13 protein-coding genes are annotated in these 16,176 nt (G+C 57.0%); 12 read left to right on the forward strand and 1 reads right to left on the reverse strand.

Annotated features, from left to right (window positions below; all coding sequences use genetic code 11):
• The first annotated feature begins 29 nt into the window (after positions 1–29).
• The 7 genes from LC431_RS10365 to LC431_RS10395 all read left to right on the forward strand — a co-directional run bounded on the left by LC431_RS10365 (position 30) and on the right by LC431_RS10395 (position 8,378).
• On the forward strand, positions 30–1,898 hold the full coding sequence (locus LC431_RS10365; protein WP_015690022.1) for an ABC transporter ATP-binding protein: 1,869 nt from the start codon (positions 30–32) through the stop codon (positions 1,896–1,898).
• A gap of 36 nt (positions 1,899–1,934) precedes the next feature.
• Positions 1,935–3,479: a glutathione ABC transporter substrate-binding protein gene (locus tag LC431_RS10370; protein WP_013575735.1), complete on the forward strand. Its 1,545-nt coding sequence runs from the start codon at positions 1,935–1,937 to the stop codon at positions 3,477–3,479.
• A gap of 143 nt (positions 3,480–3,622) precedes the next feature.
• Positions 3,623–4,543 (forward strand): ABC transporter permease subunit, encoded by a 921-nt coding sequence (locus tag LC431_RS10375; RefSeq protein WP_013575734.1) that lies wholly within the window; start codon positions 3,623–3,625, stop codon positions 4,541–4,543.
• A gap of 9 nt (positions 4,544–4,552) precedes the next feature.
• The gene (locus LC431_RS10380) at positions 4,553–5,464 is read left to right on the forward strand and encodes an ABC transporter permease subunit (RefSeq protein ID WP_015690020.1); all 912 of its coding nucleotides are present in this window, start codon (positions 4,553–4,555) and stop codon (positions 5,462–5,464) included.
• Positions 5,465–5,494: 30 nt separating this feature from the next.
• Positions 5,495–6,559 carry a P1 family peptidase gene (locus LC431_RS10385; RefSeq protein ID WP_223509765.1) on the forward strand — a complete coding sequence of 355 codons (1,065 nt, stop codon included), beginning with the start codon at positions 5,495–5,497 and terminating at the stop codon, positions 6,557–6,559.
• Positions 6,560–6,649: 90 nt separating this feature from the next.
• Complete coding sequence (locus LC431_RS10390) at positions 6,650–7,471, forward strand: M55 family metallopeptidase (protein WP_223509766.1); 822 nt, start codon at positions 6,650–6,652, stop codon at positions 7,469–7,471.
• A 7-nt stretch (positions 7,472–7,478) separates the two neighbouring features.
• Entirely contained in the window at positions 7,479–8,378 is a 900-nt protein-coding gene (locus tag LC431_RS10395) for a LysR family transcriptional regulator (protein WP_013575730.1), read from the forward strand.
• A gap of 606 nt (positions 8,379–8,984) precedes the next feature.
• Here LC431_RS10395 and LC431_RS10400 read toward each other — a convergent pair.
• Entirely contained in the window at positions 8,985–9,758 is a 774-nt protein-coding gene (locus tag LC431_RS10400) for a GntR family transcriptional regulator (protein WP_015690017.1), read from the reverse strand.
• Positions 9,759–9,835: 77 nt separating this feature from the next.
• On the opposite strand from LC431_RS10400, the gene LC431_RS10405 reads away from it, so the two are divergent.
• Genes LC431_RS10405 through LC431_RS10425 form a run of 5 tightly spaced genes read left to right on the forward strand, consistent with a single transcriptional unit; the run spans position 9,836 to position 16,167 of the window.
• Positions 9,836–11,152: a M20 family metallopeptidase gene (locus LC431_RS10405; RefSeq protein WP_223509768.1), complete on the forward strand. Its 1,317-nt coding sequence runs from the start codon at positions 9,836–9,838 to the stop codon at positions 11,150–11,152.
• A 2-nt stretch (positions 11,153–11,154) separates the two neighbouring features.
• On the forward strand, positions 11,155–12,750 hold the full coding sequence (locus LC431_RS10410) for an ABC transporter substrate-binding protein (protein WP_013575727.1): 1,596 nt from the start codon (positions 11,155–11,157) through the stop codon (positions 12,748–12,750).
• Between the two features lie 15 nt (positions 12,751–12,765).
• Entirely contained in the window at positions 12,766–13,713 is a 948-nt protein-coding gene (locus tag LC431_RS10415) for an ABC transporter permease (RefSeq protein ID WP_013575726.1), read from the forward strand.
• The gene (locus LC431_RS10420) at positions 13,706–14,533 is read left to right on the forward strand and encodes an ABC transporter permease (RefSeq protein ID WP_013575725.1); all 828 of its coding nucleotides are present in this window, start codon (positions 13,706–13,708) and stop codon (positions 14,531–14,533) included. Before LC431_RS10415 ends, LC431_RS10420 begins: the two co-directional genes overlap by 8 nt.
• Positions 14,533–16,167 (forward strand): ABC transporter ATP-binding protein, encoded by a 1,635-nt coding sequence (locus tag LC431_RS10425; protein ID WP_223509769.1) that lies wholly within the window; start codon positions 14,533–14,535, stop codon positions 16,165–16,167. Before LC431_RS10420 ends, LC431_RS10425 begins: the two co-directional genes overlap by 1 nt.
• The last annotated feature ends 9 nt before the right edge of the window (positions 16,168–16,176 follow it).

Consider the following 16,176-nt stretch of genomic DNA (forward strand, 5'->3'; position numbering starts at 1 on the left):
AGTTCAACTTATAAAGGAGGCGTTTATTGATGACAGTGCCCATTTTGCAGATTAACGATTTGTCGGTGACATTTTCCGGCCGGCAAGGCAAAACGCAGGCGCTGAAAGGCGTTTCCTTCTCTATTAATAAAGGTGAAGTGGTGGCGGTGGTGGGCGAAAGCGGATCCGGTAAGTCCGTCACTTCACTGAGTGTCATGGGTTTGCTGCCGGATTCGGCGCACGTCGATGCGGGAAGTATCGAGTTTTTTGGCCGTAACGGCAAACGTCATACCCTGACGTCGCTGTCGGCAGAATCGCGCCGCAAACTGCGCGGGCAGGAAATGTCGATGATTTTTCAGGAGCCGATGACCTCGCTCAATCCGGTGCTGCGTGTAGGCGATCAGCTTACCGAAGGGCTGCTGGATCACGGCATGGCGAATAAAGCCACGGCGCTGAACAAAGCCCGCGAGCTGCTGAAACAGGTTCGTATTCCTGACGTTGAACGTATCCTTAAATGTTACCCGCATGAACTTTCCGGTGGCATGCGTCAGCGCGTGATGATTGCGCAGGCGCTGGCCTGCGATCCGGCGCTGCTGATTGCCGACGAACCCACGACGGCGCTGGATGTCACGGTACAGGCGCGTATCCTGCAAATTCTGCGCGACCTGCAACAGGGCACCGATATGTCGGTTCTGTTTATCACCCATGACATGGGCGTGGTGGCGGAAATTGCCGATCGCGTGGTGGTGATGTATCAGGGCCAGGTGGTGGAGCAGGGCAGTGTGACGGAAATTTTCGCCAACGCACAGCATCCTTATACCCGCGCCTTGCTGGCCGCCGTACCGAAACTGGGCGACATGCAGGGGCTGAAATGGCCGCGCCGCTTCCCGCTGTTAAGAGATAAAACCGGCCAAAATATTTCGCCAGAAAAGCAATCGGTTGCAGGTGATCATCCTCACATTTCAGCGGGTGATGGCGATCAGAAAACCGCCAACTACGATGCGCCGCCGTTGCTCGATGTGCGCGGGTTGCGTGTCTGTTACCCGATCCGCTCCGGCGTGTTGTCACGCGTGACCAAAGAAGTTCACGCCGTGGAACAAATCGACTTCTCTATCTGGCCGGGCGAAACGCTGGCACTGGTAGGCGAGAGCGGTTGCGGCAAATCCACTACCGGTCGCGCGATTTTGCGGCTGGTGGGCAGCGAATCCGAAAGCATTCACCTCGAAGGTAAAGAAATTACCCTGATGCGCGACACCCCGTTTCAGGCGGTGCGCCGTCAGATCCAGATGGTGTTTCAGGATCCCTACGCCTCGCTCAATCCGCGTCTGACCGTCGGGTTTTCCATTGCCGAACCTTTATTACTGCATGGCCTGAAAAAGTCTCTGGCTGATGCCACGCCGGTGGTCAATCAGCTGCTGAAAAGTGTCGGACTTGAACCTTTCCATGCGCGGCGCTATCCGCACGAATTCTCCGGCGGGCAACGTCAGCGTATTGCCATCGCGCGCGCCATGGCATTGCAGCCACAGGTGATTATTGCCGATGAGGCCGTGTCGGCGCTGGATGTATCGATTCAGGCGCAGGTGGTCAATCTGATGATGGATCTTCAGCGTGATACCGGCGTTGCCTGGCTGTTTATTTCGCATGACATGGCGGTGGTGGAGCGGATCGCCAACCGGGTGGCGGTGATGTACAGCGGACAGATTGTCGAGATTGGCCCGCGTGATGCCGTGTTTAGTAATCCTAAACACCCATATACCCAACGCCTGCTCAGTTCGGTACCGGTGGCGGATCCGACGCAACGTGTTTTACGCAATTTTGATGATGTGGAAGTGAAATCGCCGGTGCATCCGGCGGGTGTACAGATAGAAAAACTCAAATATTCCCGCGTCAGTGAACATCACTGGGTTGCACAGGGATAACTCAACATTCTTTTTTGGGACACACAGGAGAACACCATGCATTCGACCTTAGTGCGTAAAAGCCTGCTTGCCGCCGGACTGGCGCTTTGTTTTGCGGCGTCGGCTCAGGCCAAAGATCTGCGTATTTCCATGTATGCCGACGTGACCGGTTTTGACCCGCACGACACCACAGATACGCTGAGCTATTCCATTCAGAGCGGTATTTTTGAACGCCTGTTCCAGTTCGACAGCAAAATGGCCGTTGTGCCGGTGCTGGCGACGGATTACACCAGTAACAGCGATGCGACCGAATTCACCGTTAATCTTCGCCACGATGTGACTTTCCAGGACGGCACGCCGTTCAATGCTGATGCGGTAAAAGCCAACCTGGATCGGCTGGCCAATCCGGCCAATCATCTGAAACGTAACTCGCTGTTCAGCATGATCAAATCCGTTGATGTGGTCAGTCCGTATCAGGTAAAAATCACCCTCAACAAACCGTTTGGCGCGATGATCAACACCCTGGCGCACCCGTCGGCGGTGATGCACAGCCCGGCTTCGTTAAAGCAATACCCGAACGAACAGGATCTGAGTGTGCATCCGGTCGGCACCGGTCCGTTTAAGTTTGTGGAATGGCAGCAGGGTAAAGACGTCAAACTGGTGAAATACGACAACTACTGGCAGAAAGGCTGGCCGAAAGTAGATTCCGTCACGCTGTATCCGACGCCGGAAGATTCCACGCAGGTGGCGAAACTGAAATCCGGCGGCGTGGACGCGGTGTATCCGTTGCCGTCCGATCTGGTGGATACCGTGAAGAGCGATCCGAAGCTGGATATTGCGCAGGATCCGGGCATCTATCTGTATTACATCGCCTTCAATACGCAGAAAAAAGAGTTCTCTGACGTGCGTGTCCGTCAGGCGATTAACTACGCTATCGACCGTAATCTGTGGCTGAAAGTCGGTTTCGCCGGTCTGGGTTCGCCGTCCACCTCGCCGCTGCCGAAAAACGTTCAGTTCTATCAGAAACAAACCACGCCGGATTACAGCTATAACATCGCTAAAGCCAAAGCGCTGATGAAAGAAGCCGGTTACGAGAAGGGCTTCGACGTTGAAATGTGGAGCTCGAACAAAACCGACCGTATCCGCAGTGCGCAGTTCCTGAAACAACAACTTTCACTGATCGGCGTGCGCGTGAAACTGGTGCCGATGGATTCCGGTTCGCTTAACCAGCGTCTGTGGAGCACACCGAAACCGGCGGATGCCAAAGTGGAAATGTACTACGGCGCATGGTCGGCCTCTACCGGCGATGCAGACTGGGCGTTGCGTCCGCTGTTTGCCACCGAATCCTGGATCCCTTCTGCCTATAACGTCTCTTATTACAGCAACAAGCAGGTTGATGCGGCGATCACCGCCGGTCTGCAAACGGCTGATGTGGAAAAACGTAAAGCCGCCTATGCCGATGCGCAAAAACTGCTGTGGGCAGATGCGCCGGTGGCTTATCTCGGCGTGCCGGACAACCTGGTCGGTAAGAGCAAAGACCTTTCCGGCGTCTACATGCTGGCCGACGGCTCACTGATTTTTAATCAGGCACAGTTTAAGTAATTTTTTTTGCTCCTCCCCCTGCGAAGGGGGAGGCTGGGAGGGGGTTTAGCAGGCAACTTCAGATTCAGAGTTGCCATTAATACCCCACCCCAACCCTCCCCTTCGCAGGGGAGGGAGTTTACGGAATTCAGGGAATCACTTTTATGCTGACCTATTTTATCCGCCGGATACTGGAAATGATCCCCGTTTTACTGGTGGTGTCATTACTGGTTTTCGGCTTTATCAAGCTGCTGCCGGGTGACCCTGCGCGTATTTACGCCGGTCAGGATGCGCCGGTTGAGGCGGTTGAGTCAGCACGGCAACTGCTTGGTCTGAATGATCCGCTGCCTGCGCAATACTGGCACTGGCTGGACGGCATGATTCACGGCGATCTGGGCACCACTTACCGCACGCGTCAGCCGGTGTTAAGTGTGATTGAAAGCGGGTTTATGCCGACATTGCTGCTGGCGCTGGCGGGCTTTGCCTGGTCAGTGGTGCTGGGGCTGGTGATTGGCGTGGTGTCTGCGCTCAAACGTGGAAAATGGCAGGACTGGACGCTGATGAGCATGGCGGTCGGCGGCATTTCCATGCCGCCATTCTGGCTCGGATTGTTGCTTATCCAGTTTGTCGCCATGCCGTTCGGGATATTTGCCGTCAGCGGATTTAATCAGCCCGCTGACATTATCTTACCGGCAATCACCCTGGGTTCCTCGGTGGCGGCAGTCATGGCGCGTTTCACCCGCTCAGCATTTCTCGACGTGGCGCAGGAAGATTATGTGCGCACCGCCAACGCCAAAGGATTACGCGCGCGTCTGGTGACGTGGAAACACATCATGCGTAATGCGCTGATCCCGATTATCACCATGCTTGGCCTGCAATTTGGCTTCCTGCTCGGTGGCTCGATCATTGTCGAAAGCGTGTTCAGCTGGCCGGGGCTGGGCTGGTTACTGATCGAATCCATCAAAACGCAGGATCAGCCGGTGATTCAGGCACTGGTCATGCTGTTCGTGTTTGAATTTATTCTGATAAACCTGCTGGTTGATCTGCTGTACGCGGTGGTCAATCCTGCTATCCGTCTGCGTTAGGAGCTGCTCATGACCGATCCTGTCTCTCCTCCGGGAGAAATCCAACCGGCTGCGGTAGCCTCGCAAAACGATGATATCCGCTCGCCGTGGTACGACTTTTTTCACACCTTTATCCGTCATCCGATGGCACTGGTCTCCGGCGGATTTATCCTGCTGCTGGTGCTTGTTGCGGTGTTCGCGCCGTGGCTGGCACCTTTTGACCCGATGACACCAGACTGGATGGCACTCGGTGTCGGTCCGACGCCGGAACACTGGTTCGGCACCGACGACTTAGGTCGCGATGTCCTCAGCCGCATCATTTATGGTGCGCGTATCTCCCTTTATGTCGGTATTTTTTCGGTCACGCTCGGCATGATTGCCGGTGTGTTACTCGGGCTGCTGGCCGGATATTACGGCCGCTGGCTGGATATGCTGATCATGCGCGGTTCCGACGTTTTATTCGCTTTTCCGGGCATGTTGCTGGCCATTGCAGTCGTGGCTATTCTCGGTCCGGGGCTGAACAACGTGATCATCGCGGTCGCGGTATTCAGCGTGCCGGTGTTTGCCCGCATCGTGCGCGCTGCTACGTTATCGATTAAACAAAGCGCCTATGTCGAAGCAGTTCGCTGCGTCGGCGCGCCGGACAGGGTGGTGATTTTGCGTCATATCCTGCCGGGCACGCTCTCAAACGTCATCGTCTATTTCACCATGCGTATTGGCACCAGTATCCTGACCGCAGCCAGCCTGAGTTTTATCGGTCTGGGGCCGGAACCGGATGTGCCGGAGTGGGGCAATATTCTGGCGATGAGCCGTAATATGATGATGGCGGGCAAATGGAACGTCAGCGTGTTCCCGGGGCTGGCGATATTCCTCACGGTTCTGGCATTTAATCTGCTCGGCGACGCGCTGCGTGACACGCTGGATCCTAAACTGAAAAAGTAATAGTCACCGAACAGCTGAAACGGAAAACTGATGCATCCGCAACAACATGAAGATGAATTTCAGCAGCAGGCGTTGTCCGCCTTGCTGCAACGCTGGCGCAGGTCGCGCCAGATTTTCCGCCCGCGCTTCCCGTGCGGTGCCACCAATTCACTGACTGATGTGACCGGCGTGACTGTCGGACACAGCACGCTGGCCGCCGGAGATGTGCAGACCGGCGTCACCGCCATCGTGCCGCCGGGCGATAATCTGTATGAAAAGCCGTTGCCCTGTGGCGTGGCGGTGTTAAACGGTTTCGGCAAACCGATGGGGCTGATTCAGGTGATGGAGTTGGGCGAGCTGCAAACGCCGGTACTGCTCAGCAATACCTTCGCCACCGGCACGTTATTTAATGCGCTGGTGAAACGCAGCTGTCAGCAATTTCCGCAGATTGGCCGTCCTGATGCCACCATCAATCCGGTTATCCTCGAGTGCAATGATTTCTATCTTAATGATATTCAGGCGATGGCGGTGAGTGAAGACGACGCGCTGACCGCACTCGACAGCGCGACAAAAACCTTCGCCCGTGGCAGCGTGGGTGCCGGACGTGGCATGAGCAGCTTTGGCTTAAAAGGCGGCATCGGCACCGCCTCGCGCTGGTGCGAAACGCTAAACGCGACATTAGGCGTACTGGTGCTGGCGAACTTCGGCAAACTCTCTGACCTGACGCTTGACGGCGTGCGTGCCGGCGAAGCCATCGCCCAAATCCTTCCGCAACTGACGCCGCAGGTGGACGCCGGTTCGGTGATTATTGTGATGGCCTGCGATTGCTATCTCGACAGCCGTCAGCTCGGACGTATCGCCAAACGCGCCGGTGCCGGGTTAGGGCGTCTGGGCAGTTACTGGGGACATGGCTCAGGGGATATCGCGCTGGCATTTTCCACGAAACGTGACGGTGTCACATTACCGGATGCCGAACTTGAGCCTTTACTGGCACTGGCGGCAGACGCCACAGAACACGCTATTATTGATGCCTTACTGAGTGCTGAAACCGTTTGCGGATTCGACGGACATTACCGGCTGGGGTTGAGTGAAGTATTAGATAATCTGGCGAACTAGCCTGGCTCCTTCCCCTCTCACGAGGGGAAGGCTGGGATGGGGTGTGGGTTTAGCCTCCGTCTGGTAACCAAACCAAAAAGGGAACGACTGATGAAAGTGTTTATCTCTGCGGACATTGAAGGTATTGCGGGTGTCATGCGTCCTGAGCAGTGCAGCCCGGGGAATTCAGATTACGAGGCCGCCCGTGCACTGATGGAAGGCGAAGTTAACGCCGCCATCGACGGCGCTTTTGCCGGTGGCGCGATGGAAGTGACGGTGGCTGACAGCCACGCGATGATGCAAAACCTGCGCGCCGATAAAATCGATCCGCGAGCCAGGCTGGTACAGGGTAAACCGCGTGGTTTATCGATGGTCGAAGGGCTGCAACAACAGCAATACGACGGCCTGATGTTTGTCGGCTATCACACTGCCGCAGGCGAAAACGGTGTACTGGCGCACACCATCAATGGCCGCGCTTTTTACCGCGTTAAACTCAACGGTAACGTGGTCGGCGAAAGCGACTTATACGCCGCTGCCGGTGCGGAACTCAACGTGCCGTTATGGCTGGTGACCGGCGACGATCACCTCGAAACCTGGATCCGCCGTTATTACCCGGAATCGCAATATGTCTGCGTCAAACGGGCGATTTCTGCCAATGCGGCCGAATCCGACAGCCCGTCGATTGCCTGTGCCAAAATCCGTAAACAGGCGACCATTGCCGTCAGCAAACCTGCGCCGCTCACTGCCGGAAGATTCAGTGCGCCATACCATCTTGAACTGATGACTGCGAAACCGGTCATGGCAGATTTATTCTGTCTGATCCCCGGCGTTGAACGTCTCGATGCCGTCACCGTCGGTTATCACAGCCCGACCGTTGCTAATATTATCAGCCTGTTAAGTGCTTTCTCGTACTTAGCCACCACGCAGAAATAGGGCAGCAATGCGTTTACGCCACATCGAAGTGTTTCAGGCCGTGTTACAGGCGGGCAGCGTCAGCGGCGCGGCGCGCCTGCTGAACGTGTCGCAGCCGAATGTCAGCCGCGTGCTGAATCACGCTGAGCAGCAACTGGGTTTCACGCTGTTTGACCGTACACCGCAGGGGCTGATTGTGACGCCGGAAGGGCGGCGGTTAATGCCGGAAGTCGAAGCGTTATTCAGCCATATTCAGGCCATCGGTGAGCTGGCGGAACAGTTACGTCAGGGCGAAGGCCAGCATGTGCGCATTGGTTCGGCACACGCCCTCGGACACAGCGTGATGGCGCCGGTGCTGGTGGATTTCCGCCGTCAGACGCCCGGCGGCAGCGTCGAACTGGTGACCGGACATTTCAACACGCTGAGTCAGGACTTGCTGCAATACAAAATGGATTTCGCGCTGGCATTTGGCGAGCAGGCCACGCAGGAACTGGTTGCTGAGTCGATCTATCAGGCCAATATGGTCGCGCTCCTGCCCAAAGATTCCCCGGTGGAAGGGCCGGTAACGCTGGCGTGGCTGTGCGAAAACGATCTGCTGATGTTGCAGCAGCAGGATCCGCTGGGGCAGGTGCTCAACCGCGTCCTGCGCGAAAACGGTCTGATGCCGCACTCGGCGTTGTTCATCAAAACCTACTCGGTGATCGCCGACATGGTGCTGGCAGGCGGCGGTGTCGGCGTGGTGGATACGTTTACCGCCCGGCGGTATGTTGATCAACTGAAGATCGTGGCGGTAGTGGAACCCCTGCCGTTTGAGGTGATTTTGCTGAGCCGCCGGGATCAACCGGCGTCGCAGGCGGCGCTCAGGCTCAGGCAACTGATTAAGCGGAAAGTGGGGGAGTTGAAAGGAGTGCCTTTCGATCCCGTTTAGTTTTTAATTTCAATTTCAAATTCAAATTCAAATTCAAATTCAAGGTCGTGGGCGTCGGCCCACACCGACTTGGGGGACGGCTTATCGCCGCCGCCCCCCAAGACCCCCCGGGCTCTTTCACTGCGCGCTCCGCTCGCTGACTATGTTTCATCAGCCGCAGTGATAGCCGCAAAATCCCGCCGCTGCGCGGTTCCCTCCCATCGGGTTACAACCCGCGCAAAAAGATGCGCGGTTTTCCACCTCTCGTCCGGCGGTATTTTGGAACCGGCCTCAGGCTCTTAATTCACAACCTGACTGATGTTGAAATCTAAAAACTGTCTGCCTTTGAATTTAAGATCGTGCGGGCGATTCAGAAATCTTGCTGAACGGAGCGGCCTGGAGACCCAAGGCTCCAGGACCGAGAGAAGGGACCGCGCAGCGGCAAGATTTCCAGCCTGTCGCGGTGATACCTGAAACATAGCCAGCCAGCGAAGCGCGCAGTGAAAAAGCGCGGGAGTCCAGAGGGCGCGCGCTTACGCGTCCTCTGGGCCAGTGTGGGCGGCGAGCCCACGACCTTGAAGTTGAAGTTGATTTTAAAGCGCCCCCGTTGCCACCGCCCCCCTGCCACTACCGGATCTCATTCACATACATAAAGTGATCGGTGCTGAACCTGTGGTGCGCCATGATCACCGGCACGGCGCTTTGATCAAACGACACTTCGTCGATCACCATCACCGCGTGCGGGGCCCCGAGTTCCAGCCATTTCAGGTCGTCGGCATCAGCCATCTCGGCGATTAACTGCTCGCGCACGGCCGCCACGCGGACCCCGTATTTTTCCAGCAGAAAACGGTAAAGCAGCGGCGGTAAATCATCCGCTGCGGGGAAGTCCGGCAGGCGTTCGGCCGGTAATACCAGCCGTTCATGCATGGCGGGAATGCCTTTAACCCGGCGTAAACGGCGGATGCGGATAACCGGTGCGCCGTCGTCGATTTGCAGCTTTTCGGCTTCACGGGCGCTGGCCTGGCCGGTCTGATGATCGAGCAAAATCGTCTCGGAATTCAGTAACGCACCGTCGCGGCCATGCAGGCGGAAATACTGAAAGAAATAACTGAGATTGTGCAGCGGTGCCCAGCCAGTGACCACGGTGCCGGTCTTGCGACGCCGCATCAGCATGCCTTCCGTCGTCAGCGCCGAAAGCGCTTTGCGTACCGTTCCCACCGAAACCCCGAAGTCTGCCGCCAGCGCATTTTCGCTCGGCAAAACCGTACCCGGCGGCAGCTCGCCAATCAGAATGGATTCGCTGATGTGACGTTTCACCACTTCATATAACGGCGCGGATTCCCTTTCGCTTAACCGGCCAAAAGGGGAAGCGTCCTGCTCTGCTTTATTTTGTTGTGTCATACCTGATTACCTATTGACCTGAACGGGCATCTGCTTTATCTATAAACTATATAGAAATAGAATAAAGCGAGTATAGCATGTCGTGCGAAGGAAGTTTGCAAATTGCGCTGGACTCCATCCGGCAGGACGAAACCGCCATTTTACAGGATCTCAGCCAGATGCTGGCAGTAGATACCTGCTTCCCGCCGGGCACCGGTTATCCGGCATTTGCCAGCCTGATGGAATCTCTGCTGGAGCCGATGGGGTTTGTCTGTGAGCGCGTCAGCGTGCCGGAAAACTTGTGGCAAACGCCGGACGGCAGTGCGCAGGGCGAACGGGTGAATGTGATTGCTACCTTGCCGGGCAGCGCCGCCGAAGCCTGTAATCTCTATTTTCACGTCGATACTGTTCCGGCGGGCGATGGCTGGAATTACCCGCCACTGACGCTGACGCAGGCTGATGGCAAACTGATCGGTCGCGGCGCGGCAGACATGAAAGGCACGATTGTGGCGGCGCTCGCGGCAATTCGCGCTGCGCAACGTCACGGGCTGGCGCTGAAATTCAATCCTGTTCTGCTGTTGTGTACCGATGAAGAAGGCGGTCTGTACCCCGGTGTGCGCTATCTGGCGGAGCAAAAATTATTCTCCGGCCACATGCTCAGCTTTAACGGCGGGGCGGTACCGCGTATCTGGGGCGGCTGTTTCGGCAGCATCGACCTCAAAATTTGTATCACCGGCCGGTCGGCGCACTCCGGCGATCCGGTCGGGGGCATCAATGCCATTGAAGAAAGCCTGCCGCTGATGAATGCGCTGCACACGCTCAAACGTGACGTTGAACAGCGCGCTTCCGCCATGCCTGCCCCCCCTCATTTCGAAGGACGTCCGCTCACATCACGTCTCACGCTGGCTGCCGCGCAAGGGGGTGGCAAAGGTTCAACCCTGCCCGCACGCTTTGAACTGCTGGTTAACCGCCGTTATTCGCCGGAAGAATTGTTCGAAACCGTCTTTAAAGAACTCACGGATTGTATCGGGCAGGCGATGAAAGATTCTGCGGCGCTGGCGGTGGAATATCACCTGATCGGCCATCTGGCTCCGGTCAGCGATCCGACCGGCCCGCACTGGCCGCGCTGGCTTGCGGCGCTCAGTCAGGGTTTTGGCTTCCACGCAAACGATTTCGCTGTCTGGGGTTCTTCCACCAGTTCCGACATGGGCTGGGTTCAGCAGGCAGGCATTCAGGAAATTTTACTCGGCGGGCTCGCCCGGCCGGAAAACCGTATCCATGCATCGGACGAATACACAACGATGCAGGACGTCGTCGCGTTATCGCAGTCAATTCTTGCTTATTTAGCTTCTGATTTTACTCCGACAGAAAATTCGCCAACCCAGGGCTTTTCGAATTCAGCAGAGAGGGTTTAATAATGTGTGCAATGAAAGGCGTTAACCGCCGTCAGTTTATCGCAGGATCCACCATTCTCACCGGCGCGGCGATGTTGCCGTGGTCGGGCAATGTCGCCGCTGCCGTTTCCAGCGCCACGGACGCCAGCGGTTCACCGCGCAAGGGCGGGGTGCTGCGCATCAGCGTAGATCAGGCCGCCGGTATGCTTAATCCGCAGCAGGCGCGCGTCAATCCGGAATATCTGCTGGCTGAGTTGCTGTACAGCGGGCTGACCCGTCTGACGCAGGACATGAAAGCTGAAGCGGATCTGGCCGAATCCTGGAAAGCCAGCGACGACCTGACGCAGTGGACCTTTACCCTGCGTAAAAACCTCAGCTTTCACGACGGTTCTGCCTGTACCTCCGCCGATGTGGTGGCCAGCCTGAATGCCATTCTCGACCCGAAAAATGCTTCACCGGGGCAACACAATATTGGCCCGATCAAAACCGTCACCGCGCCGGATGCCGATACGGTAGTGATTGGCACCGACGGTCCGTACGCCGATCTGCCGGTGATGCTGGCGTATCCCGATGCCAAAATTATTCCCGCAGCGATTGCGGGCGGCCAGCCAGAACGCCTGAGCAAAGAGGCCATCGGCACCGGACCGTTTAAACTGGTGTCGTTTGAGCCTGAACGCCTGATTGTTGTTGAGCGCAATCCGCATTATTACGATCCGTCCCGTCCGCATCTGGACCGCGTTGAAGTGGTGGTCTATCCGGATGCCATTGCAGAAGGCTCGGCGCTGATTGCCGGTGACACCGATCTGATGCTTTCCGCCGCCTCTACTGAATTTGCCCGCCTGTCAAAATCCTCCGGCATTGTGCCGCTGCGCGTGTCGTCCGGTCAGTTCCTCAACGTGAATATGGGGTGTGACACCAAACCGTTTAACGATGTGCGCGTCCGTCAGGCGCTGGCGCTGTGTGTGGATCGCAAAGCTACTGTGGATTTTGTTGCCGAAGGCTACGGCACGGCAGGTAATGATACGCCGCTCAACACGGCCTATCCGTATTACCTGAACGAACCCCTCAAAGAACCGGATTACGCCAAAGCCAAAGCGTTGCTGAAAGATGCCGGTTATCCCGACGGATTAGATCTGACGCTGATCGCTTCCGACAAACCGTCCACCCGCACCCAGCTTGGAATTGCGTTGCGCGAAATGGCCAAACCGGGTGGTTTTCGCATTAATGTGCAGACGATGGCACACAGCACTTATCTCGATCAGGTGTGGAAAAAAGGCAATTTTTACGTCGGCTTCTACAACATGCAGCCCACGCCGGATGCCGTTTTCTCCCTGCTTTACACCTCGACGGCCTCCTGGAACGAAACCCGCTGGAATAACACTGAATTTGATACCGCAGTGAAAGCCGCGCGTGAAACAGCGGATCCGGCAAAACGCACCGAACTGTACGGCAAGGCGCAAAAACTGATGCACGATCAAGTGCCGTCACTCATTCCGGCGTTCTTCGATTTGCTGGCGGCAGGGCGCGATTACGTTGCCGGTTATCAGCTGCATCCGCGTGGTGCGGTGTTCCGTCTTGATCATGTGTGGCTGACGGCGAAAGCCCCAACCCGAAAATAACAGGGGGCATTGACAGTGACGGCGAGTTATTTGTTCAAACGTTTCATGCTGGTGATTTACACCCTGCTGGTGGTGTCGCTGCTGGTTTTTGGCATTACGCAATTGTTACCGGCGGATGCCGCCGTCACCCTGCTGGGGCAGAACGCCACGCCGCAAGCGCTGGCCGCCGTGCGTGCGCGTCTCGGGCTAAATGATCCGGCCTGGCTGCAATACTGGCACTGGCTGCGCGGCGTGCTGCACGGTGATTTCGGTGTGTCGATGCGTAACGGTTTGCCGGTGGCACCCACCATTATGGCGGCACTGGGGCGCTCCCTGCTGCTGGCCGTGTGCGCGCTGTTGCTGATGCTGGTTGTCGCGATTCCACTCGGGATCTGGGCGGCGGTCCGGCGCGGGAAACTGGCCGATATGCTGGTCAGCGTGTTGTCGTATGTCGGCATTTCATTTCCGGAATTTGTGACCGCCACACTGTTATTGCTGCTGTTTGCCGATGTCTGGCAAATCCTGCCCGCCACCGGGTATGTACCGCTGACGGAGGATTTCCGGGGAGGCATCAGCCATCTGATCCTGCCGTCGGTGACGGTGGCAATGATACTGGTGGCGCACGTTTCACGCATGGTGCGCTCGGAGATGGTCGATGTGTTGCAGACCGATTATATCCGCGCGGCACATCTCAAAGGGTTGTCGCGCCGCAGGATTTTGTGGCGGCACGCGTTACGTAACGGCCTGCTGCCGACCATCACCATTGTGGCGCTTGATGTCGGTTATCTGCTCGGCGGTATCGTGGTGGTGGAAGAGATTTTCGCCATTCCGGGGATTGGCCGTGAACTGATCGTCGCTGTTCAGGCGCGGGATTTACCGACCATTCAGGCCGGGGTGCTGATCCTTGCCGCGACCTATTCCATCGTCAATTTCCTGGCCGATCTGGCCTATGTTTTCCTCGATAAACGGATCAGTTATGCGTGATGTGATGAAGCATTTAATCCGTTCGCCGCAGGGCGCTGTCGGGTTATTTATCTTAGTGGTGGCTGCGCTGATGGTGTGCGGCGGGGCGCATATCGCGCCTTATGATCCGGAATCGATTTCGATTCTGGCGCGGTACAAAGCCCCCTCGGCAGAACACTGGTTCGGTACCGATCAGCTCGGACGCGATATTTTCAGCCGCGTGATGGTCGGTGCGCGCGCCACGATAGTGCTGTCACTGCTGGCGACATTAATGTCGATGGTCACTGGCGCGGTGATTGGCACCGCCAGCGCCTATCTGGGCGGCAAAACTGACGAAGCGATTATGCGCACTATGGATGCGGTAATGTCGATCCCGAGCCTGTTGTTCGCATTGCTGATTGTCAGCACCCTCGGTCAGAGCAGCTTCAATGCTGTACTGGCGATCACTATCGCATTTGTGCCCGGCATGGTGCGCATCGCCCGCAGCGTCTCGCTGGCAGCGCGTCAGCAGGATTACGTCAGCGCGGCGATTGCCCGTGGTGAAGCCACGCACTACATCATTTTGCGTGAAATGCTGCCCAATATTGTCGCGCCAATCATCGTGGAAGCCACTATCCGCGTGGCCTTCGCCATCATGTTATTTGCCACACTGAGTTTCCTCGGCCTCGGCGCACAACCGCCTGAGCCGGAATGGGGACTGATGGTGTCGGAAGCCCGTGCATATTTCTTTAACGCGCCATGGATGATGCTGATCCCGGGGGTGGCGATCGCGCTGGTGGCGATTGGTTTTAACCTGCTGGGCGATGGCCTGCGCGATGCGCTTAACCCGAGGAGCCACTGATGAGCGACGCCGTATTAGCCATAGAAAATTACAGCCTCGACTACCTGCTGCCTCAGTCAGAGCCGTTGCAGGTTTTGCAGGACATTTCACTCAGTGTGCAGCGCGGTGAAGTGGTCGGGCTGGTCGGGGAATCCGGTTCGGGTAAAACCACGCTGGGCTGGTCGGTTATGCGCTACATGGCTGCCAATGCGCGTGAACGCAGCGGGCGCATTCTGCTGGCGGGTGAGGATTTATGCCAGATGTCTGCGCCACAACTTGAAAACCTGCGCGGCGGCAAGCTGGGCATGATTTTTCAGGATCCGGGAGCTTCGCTGAATCCGACACTGACCCTCGGCGAACAGATCACCGAAGTGCTGATCCGCCATCGCGGGCTGGATGCCAGACAGGCGCTGGAGCTGGGCATTCAGTTGCTCAGCCACGTCGAGCTGAAAAATCCGGCGGCAATGATGAAGCGTTATCCGCATCAGGTGTCCGGCGGCGAAAAACAACGTGTACTGATCGCCACGGCCTTTGCCTGCGAGCCGCAATGTCTGATTTTCGATGAACCGACCACGGCACTTGATGTCATCAGTTCGGCACAAATTCTGGCATTGTTTGCCCGTCTGCGTGAGGAAACCGGCGTTGCCTCGCTGTACATCTCGCACGATCTGGCGCTGGTGTCAGCGGTGGCAGACCGCGTCTGTGTGCTGGAAAAAGGTCACATTGTTGAACAGGCCACCGCGCGCACGCTGTTCCTTTCGCCACAACATGTTTACACACAAAAGCTGGTGGCCGCAGTGCCGGATCCCGCGCATCGTCTGACAGATGCCACTCCGGTGTCAGCGCAGCCGCTGCTTAGCCTGCAAAACATCAATATTGATTATGGTCGTCACGGTTTGCTGGATCGACTTCTGCGCCGTGAAAACGGTAAAACCCGTGCTGCGTCGGATGTCAGCCTGACAGTGCATCGCGGGGAAATCGTCGGCGTGGTGGGGGAGTCCGGCTCCGGTAAGTCGTCGCTGGCAAAAGCACTGACCGGTCTGGTGCCGTTCAGCGGCAAAGTGGATTTTAACGGTTACAACCTGTCTGGCCGCGCCGAAATGGATAAAGACTATCGCCGCCGTGTGCAGATGATTTTCCAGCATCCTGACGCCTCACTCAATCCGCGTCAGCGTATCGGTGAGATCATCGCCCGTCCGTTGCGGCTGTACGGTTTGCCAGAGGGTGAAAACGAAGCGCAGGCGGTAGCGCGCTTGCTGGAGGATGTCCGGTTGCCTGCCAGTTTCGCCCGGCGTTTTCCGCATGAACTTTCCGGTGGACAGAAGCAGCGCGTGGCGATTGCCCGTGCGTTTGCGCATCCGCCTGAACTGGTGATTTGCGATGAAATCACTGCCGCACTAGACGTCTCGGTGCAGGCGACGGTGATTGAGTTATTGCTGGAACTGCGCCGTCGCTACGGCACCGCTTATCTGTTTATTACCCACGATCTGAACCTGATCCGCCAGATTGCACACCGCGTGGCGGTGATGTATCGCGGGGATTTGCTGGAAGTGCTGCCGGGCGAGGCTATGGCGCAACATGCCAGTCACGAATATACGAAGGCATTGCTGGCAGCGGTGCATACGCCTGAAAAGGCCATCACAGAACATCTTTGATACTGAAAG

Source organism: Rahnella sp. GSA61A (assembly GCF_019969905.1).
Classification (GTDB): Bacteria; Pseudomonadota; Gammaproteobacteria; order Enterobacterales; family Enterobacteriaceae; genus Rahnella; species Rahnella aceris.

Bases quoted from the DNA above. Each gene is read 5' to 3' on its own strand.
- LC431_RS10365 (WP_015690022.1), top strand. From the start codon at position 30: ATGACAGTGCCCATTTTGCAGATTAACGATTTGTCGGTGACATTTTCC.
- LC431_RS10370 (WP_013575735.1), top strand. From the start codon at position 1,935: ATGCATTCGACCTTAGTGCGTAAAAGCCTGCTTGCCGCCGGACTGGCG.
- LC431_RS10375 (WP_013575734.1), top strand. From the start codon at position 3,623: ATGCTGACCTATTTTATCCGCCGGATACTGGAAATGATCCCCGTTTTA.
- LC431_RS10380 (WP_015690020.1), top strand. From the start codon at position 4,553: ATGACCGATCCTGTCTCTCCTCCGGGAGAAATCCAACCGGCTGCGGTA.
- LC431_RS10385 (WP_223509765.1), top strand. From the start codon at position 5,495: ATGCATCCGCAACAACATGAAGATGAATTTCAGCAGCAGGCGTTGTCC.
- LC431_RS10390 (WP_223509766.1), top strand. From the start codon at position 6,650: ATGAAAGTGTTTATCTCTGCGGACATTGAAGGTATTGCGGGTGTCATG.
- LC431_RS10395 (WP_013575730.1), top strand. From the start codon at position 7,479: ATGCGTTTACGCCACATCGAAGTGTTTCAGGCCGTGTTACAGGCGGGC.
- LC431_RS10400 (WP_015690017.1), bottom strand. From the start codon at position 9,758: ATGACACAACAAAATAAAGCAGAGCAGGACGCTTCCCCTTTTGGCCGG.
- LC431_RS10405 (WP_223509768.1), top strand. From the start codon at position 9,836: ATGTCGTGCGAAGGAAGTTTGCAAATTGCGCTGGACTCCATCCGGCAG.
- LC431_RS10410 (WP_013575727.1), top strand. From the start codon at position 11,155: ATGTGTGCAATGAAAGGCGTTAACCGCCGTCAGTTTATCGCAGGATCC.
- LC431_RS10420 (WP_013575725.1), top strand. From the start codon at position 13,706: ATGCGTGATGTGATGAAGCATTTAATCCGTTCGCCGCAGGGCGCTGTC.
- LC431_RS10425 (WP_223509769.1), top strand. From the start codon at position 14,533: ATGAGCGACGCCGTATTAGCCATAGAAAATTACAGCCTCGACTACCTG.